14 protein-coding genes are annotated in these 17,019 nt (G+C 63.4%); 10 read left to right on the top strand and 4 right to left on the bottom strand.

Features of this window, described 5'->3' with window-relative positions; all coding sequences use genetic code 11:
• Positions 1–179: 179 nt before the first annotated feature.
• Positions 180–551: a hypothetical protein gene (locus XB14_RS23355; RefSeq protein ID WP_077964606.1), complete on the bottom strand. Its 372-nt coding sequence runs from the start codon at positions 549–551 to the stop codon at positions 180–182.
• 166 nt (positions 552–717) lie between these two features.
• Positions 718–2,433, bottom strand: a complete 1,716-nt coding sequence (locus XB14_RS23350; protein ID WP_077964604.1) for a phosphoethanolamine transferase — start codon at positions 2,431–2,433, stop codon at positions 718–720.
• Between the two features lie 271 nt (positions 2,434–2,704).
• Between XB14_RS23350 and XB14_RS23345 the strand changes: the two genes are divergently transcribed.
• From XB14_RS23345 to XB14_RS23310, 8 genes are all read left to right on the top strand, one after another.
• Positions 2,705–3,379, top strand: coding sequence for a response regulator transcription factor (locus XB14_RS23345; protein WP_077964602.1), 675 nt, complete (start codon positions 2,705–2,707; stop codon positions 3,377–3,379).
• Positions 3,376–4,734, top strand: a complete 1,359-nt coding sequence (locus tag XB14_RS23340) for a sensor histidine kinase (protein WP_077964600.1) — start codon at positions 3,376–3,378, stop codon at positions 4,732–4,734. The genes XB14_RS23345 and XB14_RS23340 overlap by 4 nt, the downstream gene beginning before the upstream one ends.
• A 172-nt stretch (positions 4,735–4,906) precedes the next feature.
• Positions 4,907–6,073, top strand: coding sequence for an HPP family protein (locus tag XB14_RS23335; protein ID WP_077964598.1), 1,167 nt, complete (start codon positions 4,907–4,909; stop codon positions 6,071–6,073).
• A 150-nt stretch (positions 6,074–6,223) separates the two neighbouring features.
• The gene (locus XB14_RS23330) at positions 6,224–6,928 is read left to right on the top strand and encodes a CerR family C-terminal domain-containing protein (RefSeq protein WP_077964596.1); all 705 of its coding nucleotides are present in this window, start codon (positions 6,224–6,226) and stop codon (positions 6,926–6,928) included.
• Positions 6,925–7,932, top strand: a complete 1,008-nt coding sequence (gene hlyD / locus XB14_RS23325; RefSeq protein ID WP_077964594.1) for a secretion protein HlyD — start codon at positions 6,925–6,927, stop codon at positions 7,930–7,932. The genes XB14_RS23330 and hlyD overlap by 4 nt, the downstream gene beginning before the upstream one ends.
• A complete protein-coding gene (locus XB14_RS23320) occupies positions 7,929–9,659 on the top strand; it encodes an ATP-binding cassette domain-containing protein (RefSeq protein ID WP_077964592.1) in 1,731 nt (576 codons plus the stop codon). The genes hlyD and XB14_RS23320 overlap by 4 nt, the downstream gene beginning before the upstream one ends.
• Positions 9,656–10,804, top strand: a complete 1,149-nt coding sequence (locus XB14_RS23315) for an ABC transporter permease (protein WP_077964590.1) — start codon at positions 9,656–9,658, stop codon at positions 10,802–10,804. The genes XB14_RS23320 and XB14_RS23315 overlap by 4 nt, the downstream gene beginning before the upstream one ends.
• A gap of 1 nt (position 10,805) precedes the next feature.
• Positions 10,806–11,918, top strand: a complete 1,113-nt coding sequence (locus XB14_RS23310) for an ABC transporter permease (RefSeq protein WP_077964588.1) — start codon at positions 10,806–10,808, stop codon at positions 11,916–11,918.
• On the opposite strand, the gene XB14_RS23305 is transcribed toward XB14_RS23310, so the two are convergent.
• Positions 11,919–12,521, bottom strand: a complete 603-nt coding sequence (locus tag XB14_RS23305) for an alpha/beta hydrolase (RefSeq protein ID WP_077964587.1) — start codon at positions 12,519–12,521, stop codon at positions 11,919–11,921. It abuts the gene before it with no gap.
• Positions 12,522–12,647: 126 nt separating this feature from the next.
• Entirely contained in the window at positions 12,648–13,580 is a 933-nt protein-coding gene (locus XB14_RS23300; protein ID WP_077964586.1) for a VOC family protein, read from the bottom strand.
• A gap of 235 nt (positions 13,581–13,815) precedes the next feature.
• Between XB14_RS23300 and XB14_RS23295 the strand changes: the two genes are divergently transcribed.
• Complete coding sequence (locus XB14_RS23295) at positions 13,816–15,642, top strand: sensor histidine kinase (protein WP_077964585.1); 1,827 nt, start codon at positions 13,816–13,818, stop codon at positions 15,640–15,642.
• Positions 15,639–17,000: a sigma-54-dependent transcriptional regulator gene (locus tag XB14_RS23290; protein WP_077964584.1), complete on the top strand. Its 1,362-nt coding sequence runs from the start codon at positions 15,639–15,641 to the stop codon at positions 16,998–17,000. The genes XB14_RS23295 and XB14_RS23290 overlap by 4 nt, the downstream gene beginning before the upstream one ends.
• Positions 17,001–17,019 lie beyond the last annotated feature (19 nt).

The raw sequence follows: 17,019 nt of genomic DNA, 5'->3' as shown, positions 1-17,019 counted from the left end.
ATAGCCGGCGCCGACCGTTCAGGTCGAAGGTATCGCCAGATCAAGGTGCTATAACATGCCTTTTGCCGAAAGGATGCAAGATGCGCCGGTGGCGACGCGGACGCGCGCGACAATCGGGGATGCCGGCAATCATAAGAATGCGCCACGAGAAAAGTTCAAGCGTGCAAGTGGCCCTGATTTCAGCGCCGGGAATGGCCCTTGGCGATGGTCGAACTGGCGATCGACACGGGGTCGCTTGCGGGAAAGGTATCCTCGAGCCCCTCGTCGAGTTGCTCTTCCATCGCGTCGCGGTCATGGGCCTGTCGCGCGTTCGGCAGCGTGCCGCGACGCACGCCTGTGTCGCCGGCGGCAGCCGCAACCGTTTCGTCGGCGGCGATGGCCGCTTGCAGAATTTCCTTCGCTTTTTCAATCGCGTTGAGCCGGTTGAGGGATCCGGCCGGATCCTGGGGGCACATCACCGTCACCACCTGGTCGCCGTCGCCGATGAACTCGACGGTGAACCCGGCGCGACCGGCTTTCTCGGGGGTGACCTGCAAGCCGACGATGCGCATCGAAGCTCTCCTTCCTACGGGTAGCCCCGGCAGACAGAGGTCGCCTCGGCGGCCTCGCCCGTGGCCGGGACGAACGGGGGCGTCTTTTCAAGGAAGCGTCGAGGCCGGGTTTTGTTCCGGCGGCCTGCAAATTTACGGGTGGGCGCCTTTGGCGGCGTCATCATGTTTAGAGGGCTCCCTGCGAGCCGATGGAACGCTGAGGGTTTGCCGGCAAGTCCTTGGTTGTATCCGCCGCCTGGAACGCCGCCCCGCCAACCGGCGGCTTCCTCGTGCAGCTTGCGAAAGCATCAAGACCCGGCTTGTAGACCTTGGTCTCGACATTCATCATGCCGAGCACGGTGTGAAACAGGTTGTCGTGGGATTTGGGCTGCGCCGTATCCTTGGCCAGACATGCCGTGTCGACGCCCATGGCCGCCTGGTAAGGCTTCGAGAACCAGGCGATGAACGGCACCTGCGTCTGTTCGCGCGGGGCGATGGAATAGGGTGCGCCGTGCAGGTAGATGCCGTTTTCGCCCAGCGATTCGCCGTGATCGGACATGTAGATCATCGCGCCCGCGATCCGGTCCTGATGCTTTTCCAGCAACCGGGCGACGCTCGCCAACACGTAGTCGGTGTAGAGGATCGTGTTGTCATAGGCGTTGGTGATTTCCTCTACCGAGCACTTCATCAGCTCGGGCGTCCGGCAATCGGGCGTGAAGCGCCGGAACTTCTCGGGATAGCGGAGGTAGTAGGACGGCCCGTGGCTGCCGAGCTGATGCAGGACGATCACGCTGTTCTTCTTCGTCGCCGAGAGCTTCCTGTCGAGCTCGCCGAGGAAGATTTCATCCAGGCACTCCCCGTTCTTGCACAGCGGGCTGTTCTTCTGGCCGGTCATGCTGGCAAAGTTGATGAGATCGGCAATGCCCTTGCTGCCGGTGTTGTTGTCCCACCAGGTGGTCGAAACGCCGGCACGCGTCAGCACGTTCATCAGGTTCTCCGTGGAGCGCGCCTTCCAGTCGCTGTATTCTTTACGCGGATAGACGGAAAACATGCACGGAAGCGACGTCGCTGTCGCCGTGCCGCAGCTCGTGGTGTCGGTGTAGTTCACAACGCCCAGCGCCTTCAGTTCCGGATTGGTCTCACGTCCGTAGCCGTTCAGGGAGAAGTTCATCGCCCGCGCGGTTTCGCCCGCCACCACAACGACGACCACGGGCTTGCCGACAGACGCGATGCGTGAGCCCTGGCGGGCATCGGTGCCGAGCGGCTGGACGACGATGTTGCGTGCCTTGAAGGTCGAGGATGCGTAGCGAACCGCTGCGGAGACCGGCCCCGTCGGATTGAAGCGCTTCATCAGGTCCCTGTGTTCGCGGATCACGTAGGCGACGTTTGCAAAGTTCGCATAGACCAGCCCCCCGCTGACGAGAAGGCAGGGAATGATCACCGCCAGGTTGACCGCAGCATTGGCGAGAAAACGCCGATAGCGGAGCTTGAACCAGATCACCAGCAGCGACGGCAGCACTCCGTAAAGCAACAGATGCGTCGCCAGACTGCCGGTCAGCAGATGGCTGGCTTCGGCCTGCGTCGTCACCGCCGCGTTTCCGATCATGTCCTTGTCGATGATGACACCGAAGGTATCGATGAAATAGGACGCAGAGGCCGATACCATGATCAGGAAGATCATTACCGGCTTCATCACATATTTGACGGCGGCGGTCGTCATCCCGGCGAAGGTCAGCAGGCACAGTGCGGCGCTGAAGGACAGGAGCGCCACGACGGAATCATCGAAATAGGTGACGGTGTGCGTCCAGAAGGATTTATTGGTGACGAGAAGGAGATAGGCACTGACGAGAGCGCTCAGCGCAATGCTACCGATTTCCGGGCGGCGAATACCTGAAAATGTCAAAACTGTCGTCTCCTAGGGCGACTGCACGAGCGCCTGGGAGGGACGCTACGGGCGCGGGCATTCAGTCGGGTTGGAGGCCGCGTTGCGGCCGCCTGTTCGAACACAGCCTCCCCCTCGGCAATCGAGATACGACGGACAAGCTGTCCAAACCCCGTCAAGATTGCTCGTTGTCCCGCCGATACGCGCGCCGGTAGGTATCACCGCAAGCGGTTGGCAGCCCCAGCGAAAGCCCATATGGTCGGCGCGGCCCCTGCACTATCGAGACGAATCAATGCGCCTGCTCCTGGTCGAAGACAGTCCGCGACTGGTTGAACTGGTCGGAGAAACCATGCGGGATGCAGGCTGGCGCCTCGATGCGGTTTCAAGCGTGGCCGATGCCGAAACGGCAATCGCGGCGCGCGAGCACGACCTGGTGCTGCTCGATCTCGGACTGCCCGATGGCGACGGATTGTCGCTGCTTCGCCGCGTGCGCCAGGAATATCCGGGGCTGCCGGTGCTCATCATCACGGCCAAGGGCTCCGTCGACGATCGTATCGCTGGGCTCGATGCCGGGGCCGACGACTATCTCGTAAAGCCGTTTCATCACCGCGAACTGCTCTCGCGCTGCCGCGCCATGCTCAGGCGCAATCCCCAGGCGGTGCAGCCCGTGCTCGAGGCCGGGACGCTTCGCTACGACCCGGCGACCGCCGACCTCACCTGCGACGGCACGGTGGTGCCGTTGCCGCCGCGCGAGCGGTCCCTGATCGAGATCCTCATGCGCGAGGTCGGCCGCGTCGTACCGAAGCGCAAGCTTGAGACCGCCCTTTCGGAATATGGCCAGGAAGTCACGCCCAACGCACTCGAACTGGCTGTTTCAAGGGTGCGCAAGCGCCTGCAACCTCTCGACACCGGGGTGCAGATCGAGACGGTGCGCGGCATCGGCTATCTCCTCAGGCAGGCGCCATGAGGATCCGAAACCCTTCCTTGATCGGCATCGTATCGCGCCGCATCGTCGCCTTTTCACTGCTGGCGATGGCGATCCAGATCGGTGTCGTCTTCGCCGACTACTGGTTCGACGACGACAAGCTGAGCGTGCTCATGCTGCAGCAGGAAACCGAAAACCTGATCGGCTATGTCCAGGTGCGCGACGGAGTGGCGCATTACGAACCCGGTCGTGACGTGCGTGAACGATACATCGACCGGCCGGACGACAACGGCGCGATCTTCCTGCGTATCCGCACCGCGTCCGGAGAGCTTATCCATTCGAACTGCACGGCCGAGTGTTCCCAGCATTTTCTGCCCCTCAGCGTCGATGCCCCGCAGTTCTGGAAACGCCTGATTGCCCCCGGAAAACCGTTCAGCGTGGCTGGCGGCCAGACCTTCGAACGCAACGGGACGACCGTTCTGGTCGAACTCGCGATCCTCAACGACCCGAACGGCTTCATGTACAGCGCGCTCTTTCACGAAATGTCGGATTCGATGATCGTGCCGATGACGCTGATGTTCTGCCTTGTGATCGGCGCGACGATCTGGTCGATCCGCAGCGCCTTGAGGCCGGTCGCGAGAGCGGCGCAGGCAGCCGACGCCCTCGACCCCCGCGACAGCAATGCGCGCCTGCCGCTGACGCGAATGCCGCAGGAGATCGCCCGGCTCGTCGTTGCCGTCAACCGGATGCTGACGCGCGTCGCCGATCTCATCCAGTCGCAGAAGCTGTTTTCGTCGTCGATCGCCCATGAAATCCGAACGCCAGTGTCGATCGCCAAGATGGAACTGAGCCGCATCGACGACCCGAGAGCACGCAATGCGGAACGCGATCTGGACGCACTGACCCATATTCTGGAGCAATTGACTTCGCTCGCGCGTGCCGATGCCGTCGATCCCTCTGCCTACCAGCGCACCAGCCTGTCACAGATCGGCGCCGCCGTGGCGGAGGCGATCGCACCTTTCGTCTTCGACCACGACAAGTCCCTCGAATTCGTGGACGAAGGTACGCCACCGGTAACGGCCATCCCGGCACTCGTCGAAAACATGCTGCGCAACCTCATCGAGAACGCCGTCAAGCACAACCCGCCGGGGACCCGGATCGTCCTTGCCTGCGGCCCCGGCCCGGTTGTCGCGGTCGAGGACAACGGCAAGGGCCTCATCGATCTTCCGGAACACAACGAAGACCTCGGCTACGTGAAGAGCTCCGGCGAGCTCGGCCTTGGCTTGAAAATCGTGCGGCGCATCAGCGAGCTGCACAGGGCAACCCTCGCCGTCGATACAGCGCCCGGCCGCGGCACCAAGGTCTCGATCGATTTTTCTGCAGCCGTTTCAATCTAGTCATTCGATACGAAGAGATTGCCGGTCTACTGACCGTGCGACAACGCGCTCTTTTTAGGCGCGATGCATATATTTTAATCCGGCGGCGGTTTTTGGATGCGGATTTCATGCCCATTTCCGCGCCATGTGCTAATGGCCTGTGCAAATCCTACGTTCCCTCCGCAGAGGTTCCATGTCGAAGGCACGCGCATACATCAGGCGTTTCATTCCGTCGCTTGTTCCGGTCGGCCACCTGGAACGCCTGCGTTCGTCGCTCGGCGCGCTTCTCGGCATTCTGCTCACCGGCTTCATCAGCAGCTACGCGCTTGGCGCCGACGCCAGCCTGCCACTGCTGATCGCGCCGATGGGCGCCTCTGCTGTCCTTCTCTTTGCCGCCCCGTCGAGCCCGCTCGCCCAGCCATGGTCGATCGTTGGCGGCAACACCGTCTCGTCCCTGATCGGCGTTACCGCGGCGCTGGTGATCCCCGACCCGGTCATTGCTGCCGCAGTCGCAGTCGGGCTCGCCATCGCGATCATGCTGCTGCTTGGCTGCCTTCACCCGCCGAGCGGGGCGGTTGCGCTGACCGCGGTCCTCGGCGGCCCGGCGATCCACGAGGCGGGCTACTGGTTCGTCCTGTCGCCGGTCGCCATCAATTCAGCGGTCATCCTGGTGATCGCGCTGGTGTTCAACAACGCGACCGGCCGGCGCTATCCGCATCTTGCGCTGGCACCGAAGCTACACGGAACCAGCGATCCCGCACCGACACAACGGCTCGGCATCGTTCCGGAAGACCTGCAGGCGGTGCTCGCCCAATATGGAGAAGTGGTCGACGTCAGCCCCGAAGAGCTCGACGCACTGATCCATCAGGCGCAGATCCGCGCCTTCAACCGCCGCTCCGGCGAAATCACCTGCGCCGAGATCATGTCGCGCGACGTCGCCACGGCCACGCCCGAGACGTCGCTGCGGCAGGCCTGGCAGACCCTGATCAAACACCACATCAAGGCGCTCCCCGTCGTGACCGAAAAGGATGGCCTTGTCGGCATCGTCACGCAGACCGATTTCATGAAACATGCGATGCTCGCGCCGCAGGGCGGCATCCGCCAGCGGCTCGGGAATGTCATCGGCCTCGGTCCGAAAATGCCGCGGCTCGTTTCGGACATCATGACGCGCAAGGTGCAGTCGGCCCTGCCGGAAACCTTGATCGCCAAACTCGTGCCGCCGATGTCTGACATGAGGCTGCACCATATGCCGGTGGTCGACCCGGACAACCGGCTGCTCGGCGTCGTCACCCAATCCGATCTCATCGCCGCGCTCTTCCAGCGCCGGCTCGAACGAGGCGAAGAGCGCGACGTCGCCTAGGCCGAAAGGCCCGCCTGAATTTTCCGCCACGAAAGGGGCGGCAGCGCCGCCACGCACCCAGCGCCATGTCCGGCACGGGCGATCGCCCGACGCGCCGCATTTAAAATTCATTCGATTGACTTAATCAATGGAATGATGTAATTTCAGCGTATGATGAAAAGACAAACCTCACCCCGTCCAATGAAGCAAGACCGCGGAGACGCCACCCGCGAGAAGCTGCTGACCAGCTCCATCGACGTCTTCGGCCGCTACGGCTTTGACGGCGCCACCACCCGCATGCTTGCCGAAACGGCTGGCGTCAACCTCCAGGCAATCCCCTACTATTTCGGCGGCAAGGAAGGTCTCTACATCGCCGCAGCCGAACATCTTTCGTCGATCATCATCGGACATGTCGGCGAACTGAGAACTACGATCCTCGAACGTCTTGCCCGTCTCGATGGCGAGGGCGAGCGGATGTCGCCCGGGGAAGCACGGGATCTTTTGACCCAGGTGGTCCAGCGCATGATCGCCCTCTTCGTCAGCCGGCAGTCCGAGAGCTGGGCGCGCTTCATCATCCGCGAACAGATGGAGCCGACAGAGACCTTCGAACGGGTCTACGCCAACGTCATGGGCCCGATGATCGGCATGGCCGGCCGGCTCGTTGCCACTATTCTCGGCGAGCCGCCAGCATCGGAGCATGTGCGGCTGCGGACGCTCTCCTTTGTCGGAAGCATTCTCGTCTTCCGCATGGCGCATGCGGCGGTGCTCCGGCAAATGAGCTGGCAGGCCGTCGGCCCCGACGAGCTCGACATCTTGCGGCGTCACGCGGCCGAACTGGTCGCGACGCTCGGCAGCGGGAAGGAGGACCGGTCATGAACAGGCCAGCAATAGCGCTGATTTTGGCTGCCGGCGCCGCAGCCGGTGCCTGGTGGTTCGAGTTCCCTCGGCGGCTCGGCTGGATCGGCACGGAGCAGACTTCGGTGCTCTACGGCAATGTCGACATCCGCCAGGTTTCGCTCGGCTTTCGCGTCAACGGCCGCATCGCAAGCCTTGCCGTGGATGAGGGCGACACGGTCAAGCCCGGCGACGTCCTGGCGACGCTGGACGCCATCCCGTTCGAGCAGGCGGTCGCCGCGGCGCAGGCCGATCTCGGCGCGCTCAAGGCCAACCTTGCAAAGCTGAAGGCTGGCGCACGCCCGACCGAAATCGCCCAGGCACGCGCGACCCATGAAGAACGCCTCGCCGATCTCGAAAACGCCAACCTCGCCTTTGAGCGTGCCCGACAGCTGCGCCCGAACGGCACCATTTCCCAGGCCAACCTCGACGAGGCGAACGCCACCAGGGCGGCGGCCGCTGCGCGCGCCACCTCTGCCCGCGAGGCGCTGGCACTGCTCGAAGAAGGAAGCAGGATCGAGGACATCGAGGCGGCTCAGGCCCAGGTGCTTGCAGCCGAGGCCAAGCTCGAGAGCGCCCGGACGTCACTCGCCGATACCCGGCTGTTCGCCCCAAGCGCCGGTACGGTCCTCTCGCGGGTGCGCGAGAGCGGCGCCATCGTCGCGCCCTCCGACACGGTCTATGTGATCTCGCTGAACGAGCCTGTATGGGTCCGGGCCTACGTGGCGGAACCGGACCTTGGTCGCGTGCATCCCGGCATGACCGTCGAGGTTACGTCCGACGGCGTCCCTGACCGCCCCTACAAGGCGACGGTCGGTTTCATTTCGCCGGTCGCCGAATTCACGCCCAAGTCGGTGGAAACGCCGGAACTGCGCACCGATCTCGTCTACCGCCTGCGCATCGTGGTCGACAAGCCCGGCCCCGATCTCCGCCAGGGCATGCCGGTGACCGTGCATCTGCCGGAGAAGCCCGAGGGTACGCAATGACCGACGGCGCACCGTTCGTTCGCATCGCGGATGTGGTCAAGCGTTTCGGCGACGCGCCACCGGCGCTCGACCACATCAACGGCGAGATCCTCGGCGGGCGCATCACCGGGCTCGTCGGTCCGGATGGTGCGGGAAAGACCACGCTGATCCGGCTGATGACCGGGCTGATGGTGCCGGAAGAAGGCAAGGTCGAGGTTCTCGGTTTCGATACGGTGGCGAACGCCGCCGATATCCAGGCCGCGATCGGCTACATGCCGCAACGCTTTGGTCTCTACGAGGATCTTTCGGTTCAGGAAAACCTCAATCTCTACGCCGATCTGCGCGGCCTGCCGCTCGGCGAACGCACGGCGACCTTTGACGAACTGCTCGAATTCACTGATCTCAGGCGCTTCACCACAAGGCTTGCCGGCAAGCTTTCAGGTGGCATGAAACAGAAGCTCGGCCTTGCCTGCGCACTTCTGCGCAAGCCGAGGCTGCTGCTTCTCGACGAACCGGGCGTCGGCGTCGACCCGATCTCGCGCCGCGATCTCTGGAAGATGGTCGAGAACCTGACCAAGGAAGGCATCGGCGTCGTCTGGTCGACAGCCTATCTCGATGAAGCTGAGGCCTGTGACAGCGTTCTGCTTTTAAACGAGGGCAAGCTGTTGTTTACCGGCAGCCCCGTCGAATTGACCGCAAGGGTCGCCGACCGCGTCTACAAGGTTTCCGGTATTACCCAAGGGCGCCGCCAGAAGCTCGCCCGCTATCTCGACGACGAAAACGTCGTCGACGGCGTCATCCAGGGCGAAGCGATCCGCCTGGTGATGAAGCCCGGGACCATGCCAAGAGGCCCCGACGACGGTTCGGCTGCGCCGGAGATGGCGACCACCACGTCGCGTTTCGAGGATGCCTTCATCGATATGCTCGGCGGCGGCCCCGGTGGCCGCTCGAAACTCGCAGAAACCCAGACGCCCTTTGCCATCGGGAACGCCAAGCCCGTCATCGAGGCGCATGGCCTGACGAAACGCTTCGGCGATTTCACCGCCGCCGACGCGATCACCTTCGACATACCGCGCGGCCAGATCTTCGGGCTTCTCGGTCCGAACGGCGCCGGCAAATCCACGACCTTCAAGATGCTGTGCGGGCTCTTGAAGCCCACGGCCGGCGAAGGTCGCGTCGCCGGTTTCGACCTGCGCCGCGATGCCGCCGAGGCGCGCAACCGGCTCGGCTACATGGCGCAGAAGTTCTCGCTCTACGGCGACTTGAGCGTCGCCCAGAACCTCAGCTTCTTTGCCGGCGTCTACGGGCTTTCGGGCGCGCGCAAGCGCGACCGCATCCAATTGATGACGGAAATCTTCGGCTTCGCCCGCCTGCTCGACATGTCGGCGAAGGATCTGCCGCTCGGCCTCAAGCAGCGGCTGGCGCTCGCCTGCGCCGTGCTGCACGAACCAGAAGCGCTGTTTCTGGATGAGCCGACCTCCGGCGTCGACCCCATCACCCGGCGTGAATTCTGGACCCACATCAACGGCCTTGTCGAGAAGGGCGTGACGGTGCTCGTCACCACCCACTTCATGGACGAGGCCGAATATTGCGACCGCATTTCGCTCATCTATCGCGGCCGGTCGATCGCGCTCGGTTCACCAGACGAGTTGAAGGCGCAGGTCGCCAGCGACGAGCTGCCGGATCCGACGATGGAGGACGCCTTCATCGCCCTCGTCCAGGGGTCGGAGGAGAAGGAGGCGGCATGAGCACGCAACCGTCCAATCTCGAAAGCCGAGCGTCCCGCGCCAGACGCTTTGCCGCACTGGTGCGCAAGGAAAGCTACCAGATCGTTCGCGATCCGAGCAGCATCCTGATCGCCTTCGTGCTGCCGCTGATCCTTCTGTTTCTCTTCGGCTACGGCGTTTCGCTCGATACCACGCAAACCCGTATCGGCCTCGTCATCGAAGAAGAGGCGCCGCTGACACGTGACCTTGCCGCGGGATTTCAGGCCTCGCGTTATTTCACGGTGGCGGTCGGTCGCGACCGCCGCGAGTTCGAGGAAGACCTGGTGCTTGGCCGGGTGCGCGGCATCGTCGTAATCCCCAAGAGCTTCATGGCAGACTACGCGGCCGGGCGGCACCCCGCCCTGCAGGTGCTCGTCGATGGCTCCGATCCCAACACCGCGAACTTCGTTCAAAACTACGCGCAGGCGACCGTTGCCAACTGGGAGCGGCAACGCCTCAACGACGGTGGCGGCCAGTCGCCGGCGATCTCGGCCGAGCAGCGCTTCTGGTTCAATCCGGAACTGACCAGCCGAAACTTCCTGGTGCCCGGCTCGATCGCCATCGTCATGACGCTAGTCGGCACGCTGCTCACCTCCCTCGTCGTCGCCCGCGAATGGGAGCGCGGCACCATGGAGGCTATGATGGCCACACCCGTCTCGGCGGCGGAGCTTTTGGCGGGCAAGCTGCTGCCCTACTTCATCCTCGGTCTCACCTCGATGACGCTCTGCGTGCTGCTCGCCGTCTTCCTCTTCGGCGTTCCTTTTCGCGGCTCGGTTGCGGCACTCTATGCGCTCTCGGCAACCTTCCTGATGCCGGCGCTCGGCCAGGGCCTGTTGATTTCGGCGGCGACCAAAAACCAGTTCCTCGCCTCGCAGCTCGCGCTGATCTCGGCGTTTCTCCCAGCCTTCCTGCTCTCGGGTTTTCTCTTCGAGATCAATTCGATGCCGACGGTTATCCAATGGATCACTTTCATCGTGCCGGCGCGCTATCTGATCCCGAGCCTGCAGACAGTGTTTCTGGCCGGCGACATCTGGCCGATGTTCGGCAAGGCCATTGCCGCCATGCTCCTGATTGGCAGCGTGTTCTTCGCGCTTGCCGCCCGCAGCACCCGCAAGAGGATCGGCTGAGATGTGGTGGACAAGGCTTAGAGCGCTGATCGTCAAGGAACTGCTGGCGGTGCTGCGCGACCCCAAGGGCCGCACCGTTCTGATCGTGCCGCCGATCCTGCAGCTCCTGGTGTTTTCCTATGCCGCGACGCTCGAGGTGACGAATGTCGACGTTCTGGTACTGAACCGTGACAACGGTCACTGGAGCCAGGACCTCGTCCAGGAGATCCAGGGCTCGCCGACCTTCCGCAGCATCCGCTTCACCAACAGTCCCGACGAGGTGCGCCTGGCGATTGACACCCAGACGGTCATTGCCGCGGTCGAGATCGGCCCCACCTTCTCGCGCGACATCGAGGCCGGGCGGGCGGCGGAGGTGCAGGTCATCCTCGACGGTCGTCGCTCCAATGCGTCGCAGATCGTCTCCGGCTATCTCGGCCGCATCGTCGGCACGCTCGCCGCCGAGACTCCGGCGGGCAAGCGCATGGCGGCCGACGCCGTCACCGTCGTCGCCCGCAACTGGTTCAATCCGAACCTCACCTATCAATGGTTCATGGTCCCGAACCTCGTCGCCAGCATCGCGCTCTTGATCGGCCTGATCGTGACCGCCCTGTCGATCGCGCGCGAGCGTGAACTCGGGACGTTCGACCAACTCATGGTCTCGCCGCTTCGAACCCATGAAATCCTGATCGGCAAACTTATCCCGCCGATGATGATCGGGCTCTTTCACATCACCATCTATATTCTGGCGGCCGTCTTCATCTTCGGCGTGCCGCTGCGCGGCTCGCTCTTGCTGCTCTATGGCAGCGCGGTGTTCTACCTCGCCTCGGTCGTCGGTCTCGGCCTGTTCATTTCGGCCCTATCGATGACGCAGCAGCAGGCGATCCTCGGCGCGTTCCTGTTCATGGTGCCGGCGATGCTGCTGTCGGGGTTCGCGACGCCGATCGAGAACATGCCGGCCTGGCTGCAGCCGATCACCTATGTCAATCCGCTGCGCTATTTCCTCGTCATCGTGAAGGGCGTGTTCCTCAAGGACATCCCGGCGGCCGAGGTGGCGCGACAGACGATCCCGTTGTTCCTGATCGCCATCGTCACTCTCTCGGCCGCCTCCTGGCTCTTCCGTCGCCGCCTGGAATGATCAGCCCTTCAGGAACCGGGAGATCGCCGTGATCTCGTTCTGGCGGATGTCATGTCCGCCCGAATGCCACTCGGTCTCGATTGCTGCACCCTGCCCCTTGAAATAGTCCGCCAGGGCCTGCGTCAGCGGTGCCGGGCAGATGGGGTCGCGCTCGCCGGCGGTGATCAGAACCTCCCGCCCCTTGAGCCCAACATTGGCCTTCGGGTGGAACGGGATCAGGGGGTGCATCAGCACCGCCCTGTCGAACACGCCGTCTTCGATCAGGACGTTGGCGAGGATGTTCGCGCCGTTGGAATAACCAAGGCCGATCACCTGTGAAGCCTGATGCTCCGCAGCCAGCGCCTTGACGAAGCCCGCCATCTTCTCGGTCGCGCGAGCAAGGTCGGCCATGTCGTAGACGCCCTCGCCCGTGCGCTTGAAGAAGCGCGCTGCCCCATACTCGGAGACGTCGCCACGCGGCGAAACGACTGTCGCATCCGGCAGAAGTTCGGATGCGAACGTGAAGAACTGGTTCTCGTCGCCGCCGGTCCCGTGGAGCACGAAGAATATCGGCTGGCCGGGCTTACCGGCCTTCAGCTTGTGAACATAGCCATGATCTACCATTTCAATCTCCTGGCGCAATTCGAGGTTGGAATTGCTTGATTTCAAAGGGTTGGAGCCGTCCTCTCAACCGAGATGACCACCGATTGCCGGAGCCCGTGACCATACGGGCTCCTGATTTTCACGGCCTTAATCGTCGATCTTCTGCAGGTGGCTCTCGAGGATTGGACGCAGGTGCTTGTGCTGCTGCGGCAGTTTCAGCGCCTCGCCGAGATGGGCGAGATCCTCGTCCCGGTCGAAGCCCGGCTCGTTGGTGGCGATCTCGAACAGCACGCCGCCGGGCGTGCGGAAATAGATCGCCCAGAAGTAATCGCGGTCGATGACCGGCGTCACCTGATAGCCCGTATCCATCAGCGCCTTGCGCACCTCGAGCTGCTTTTCGCGGTTCTCGACGGCGAAGGCGATGTGGTGTACCGAGCCGGCGCCCTGGGACGCGCGGCCGATGTTCGGCATCGTCTCGAGGTCGATGACGCTGGCATCGCCGCCACCGGGCACGATCAGACGCGTGACGCTATCCTTGCGGTCGAGTTCTTCGTAGCCCATGAACTTCAGAAGCTCAGCAGTTGCACCTTCATCGCGCAGACGCAGGGCTGCGGAATGGAAACCGCGGATCGCGTGGTCCGCCGAAATGCCGCCTTCCGTCCAGGGCGTGCGTCGATCATCCTTGACCTCGACAAGCGCAAAGCCATCACCGTCCGGGCCGGCAAAGTTCAGGCGCTTTTCGCCGAAGGTTTCTTCATCCTTGAGGCCGGTGACCCCGAGCGTGGCCAGCCGGGCTTTCCAAAAGCCGAGCGAGCCCTGAGGTACGGAGAAGACGGTTGTCCCGACTTCACCGGTGCCGGCGCGGCCGCGCGGCATCTGCGGGAACGGGAAGTAGGTCATGACCGTGCCAGGTGTTCCGGCTTCGTCGCCATAATAAAGGTGATAGACATCCGGCGAGTCGAAGTTGACCGTCTTCTTGACCCGGCGCAGGCCGAGCGACTTGGTGAAGAACCGATTGTTCTCGCGCGCATCGTCCGCCATCGAGGTAACGTGATGCAGACCCTTGATCTGATTGAGCATTGCCGTGATCCTTTCTCTCCGGCGCCACCGGGCGCTCCGTTGGGTCTTAGATGCGCCTATCCGCTCGCCAGCGGAAGACAGCCGCGACCAAACGCATTGTCAACAATTCATTGACAACGCTCAGAATTCGTCAACAGGCGCAAACTCCGACGACGGCTTGTGACCCCTCGCGCCGATGCTTAAGATCGACTGGCGGTCATTGACTGCAACGACGCGAGGAGGGGCGCGGATATCTGTGAAACATCGCTTGGTCCTTGCATTCCTGCTGTTGCCGCTGCTTGCAGCGATGCTGGCATGGAAAGGCTATGCGGTCACGACCGACAGCTACTTGCGCGAGGCAGGTGCTCAGGCGACCACGGCACTTCGCCTCGCCGTCACCGCGCTCGACGGCCATCTCAATCGCTACCAGGCGCTGCCGGCGCTGATCGCCGATCACGAGGATGTCCGCGAACTCGTCACCCGCCCGCGGGACCGGCGGCTGCGCGAGGCCGTCAACACCTATCTCAAGGACATCAACGGTCTTTTGCAGTCCTCGGACATCTACGTGATCATGCCGGACGGCAATACAATCGCGGCCAGCAACTATGACGGGCCGACCAGTTTCATCGGGCAGAACTTCAGTTACAGGCCCTATTTCCAGGAAGCGCTTCGCGGGCAGCAGTCACGGTTCTATGCGCTCGGAACCACCTCGTTGAAACGCGGCTATTTTTTCGGTTCGCCGATCCGGGTCGGAAACGAGATCCGCGGCGTCATGGTGTTCAAGGTCGATGTCGAGCGCATCGAAGCCTCCTGGCAGGGCGGCGAATACAAGATCTTCGTCTCCGACCCGGAAGGTATTATCTTCATGTCCGGCGATCCGGAGTGGCTCTACGCTTCGATCGTGCCGCTGACATCGGAACGGCTGGCACGAACCGAAGCCTCCAGGCGTTATGCCGACGCGACCGTGCGCGCCCTTCCCGTGTCGGAGCGCTTCTCGTCCGACCACCATTTCCTCGCGGTCTCGACCGGGAACTCGAGCCGCGAATATCTGATGCTTTCGCGGCAGATGCCCGATGCCGACTGGACGGTGAATGTCCTTGTCGATACGGCGTCGGTGCGAACACAGGCCTTAACGACCGTCATCGCCGCCCTGCTTCTGCTCTGCCTTGCCGGCCTTGGCGTCGCCATTATCCTCCAGCGGCGGGCGCGGCTTAACGAACGCATCTCCATGCAGGCCGAAGCGCAGGTAGAACTGGAACGCCGGGTCGACGAACGCACCGCCGACCTCGCCCGCGTCAACGCCCAGATCGAGGAAGAGATCGCCGAGCGGCGGCTGACGGAAAAGCAGTTGCGCCGGACGCAGGCCGATCTGATCCAGGCCGGGAAGCTGGCAGGGCTCGGGCAGATGTCCGCCGCCCTCTCGCACGAATTCAACCAGCCGCTTGCCGCCGCCAAGACCTATGCCGACAGTGCCGCGCTGCTGATCGAGCGCGGTCGGTCGGACGAGGCGACCGACAACATCCGCCGCATCTCCGGGCTTGTCGACCGCATGGCGGCAATCAGCAAGCACCTGCGCAACTTCGCCCGCAAACCGAACGAAAAACTCGGGCCAGTTCCGGTCGAAGAGGTGGTGCGCGATACGATGGAGATCGTATCGGTTCGACTGAAGGCGGCGGCGGCAACCATCGACATCGACCTCGGCGAAAAACCGCTCGTCGTCCGCGCTGGCTCGGTCCGCCTGCAGCAGGTGCTCGTCAACATCATCTCCAATGCCGCCGATGCCGTCGAGGGCCTCGACGATCGCACCATTCGCCTTTGCGCACGACAGGAAGATCACAAGGTGATCCTGACCGTCAGCGACCGCGGCCCCGGCATTGCGCCGGCGATCGCCGAGCGCATCTTCGACCCGTTCTTTTCCACAAAGGGTGTCGGCAAGGGGCTGGGCCTTGGCCTTTCGATTTCCTATAACATTATCAAGGATTTCGGTGGAAGCCTTGTCGCCACTAACCTTGCGGAAGGAGGCGCCGAGTTCCGCATCGAACTCGCCGCCGACAACAGAAATGCCCGGGAGGCTGCCGAATGATCGAGAGCCGGATCCTGCTCGTCGACGACGAAGAGGATGTGCGCCATTCGAGCGCACAGGCGCTGGAGCTCGCCGGTTTCCGCGTCGACGCCTTTTCGGCGGCCGAACACGCGCTCGAATTCATCAGCTACAGCTTCGCCGGCGTCGTCATCAGCGATATCCGCATGCCCGGCATGGACGGCATGACGCTCCTGCAGCGCATTCGCGAGATCGACGCGGAGGTTCCGGTCATCCTCATCACCGGCCATGGCGACGTGCAGCTCGCCGTTCGCGCCATGCGCGAAGGCGCCTACGATTTCGTCGAGAAGCCGTTTGCCGCACAGATGCTCGCCGGCACGATCCGCCGGGCGCTGGACTGGCGCGCGCTGGTTCTTGAGAACCGCCGGCTGAAGGCCGTCGCGGGCAAGCGCGACGACATCGAACAGCGACTGCCCGGCCGGAGCCAGGTCATGGTCGACCTGCGCTACCGCATCCGCGCCCTCGGGGCGGCCGACGCCGATACTTTGATCATCGGCGACACGGGTGTCGGCAAGGAGGTTCTGGCCCGCACGCTGCATGATCTCAGCACCCGCGCCAACAGCCCGTTCATCGCCATCAACTGCGCCGCACTGCCGGAAAACCTGATCGAAAGCGAGCTCTTCGGCCATGAGCCGGGAGCCTTTCCCGGCGCCATCCGCCCGCGCTACGGCAAGTTCGAGCACGGCCGCGGCGGCACGATCCTGCTCGACGAGATCGGCTCGATGCCCTTCGATCTGCAGGCGAAATTCCTGCGCGTGCTGCAGGAGCGCGTGATCACCCGGCTCGGATCGAACGAGCAGGTGCCGCTCGACGTTCGCTTCATCGCCACCAGCAAGGTCGATCTCGAAAAGGAAGTCGCTGCCGGGCGTTTCCGCGCTGACCTCCTCTACCGCCTCAACGTCGCGACCCTTCGGGTCCCATCGCTTGCGCAACGCCGGGCCGACATCCCGCTGCTGTTCCTGCAACTCGTCAGAGAGTCGGCGGCACGCTACGGCCGCGATGAGGTGGAGGTCTCCCAAACCATGCTGGCGGAAATCGCCGAGCGCGACTGGCCGGGCAATGTGCGCGAGCTGCGCAACGCCGCCGAGCGTCTGGTGCTGGGGCTCGACGCCGCTCCCGACGACACCGCAAGATCGGAAAACGGCAACCGTCTCGCCGACAAGGTGGCCGCCTATGAAAAAGGTCTCATCGCCAGCGCCATCGCCGCGCATGGCGGGGCGCTGAAACCGGTCTATGAATCGCTCGGCATCTCGCGCAAGACGCTTTACGAGAAGATGCAGAAGTTCGGTCTCGACAAGAAACTTGTCGCCGCGGATTTTTCCGCCGACGGCGAGCTCTGAGCCGACTGACTGCCGGACA

It is taken from the genome of Ensifer adhaerens, assembly GCF_002007205.1.
Lineage (GTDB): Bacteria > Pseudomonadota > Alphaproteobacteria > Rhizobiales > Rhizobiaceae > Ensifer > Ensifer adhaerens_D.
The sequence above is the reverse complement of the archived record's forward strand: the minus strand, read 5'-3'. Positions and strand labels throughout refer to the sequence as shown.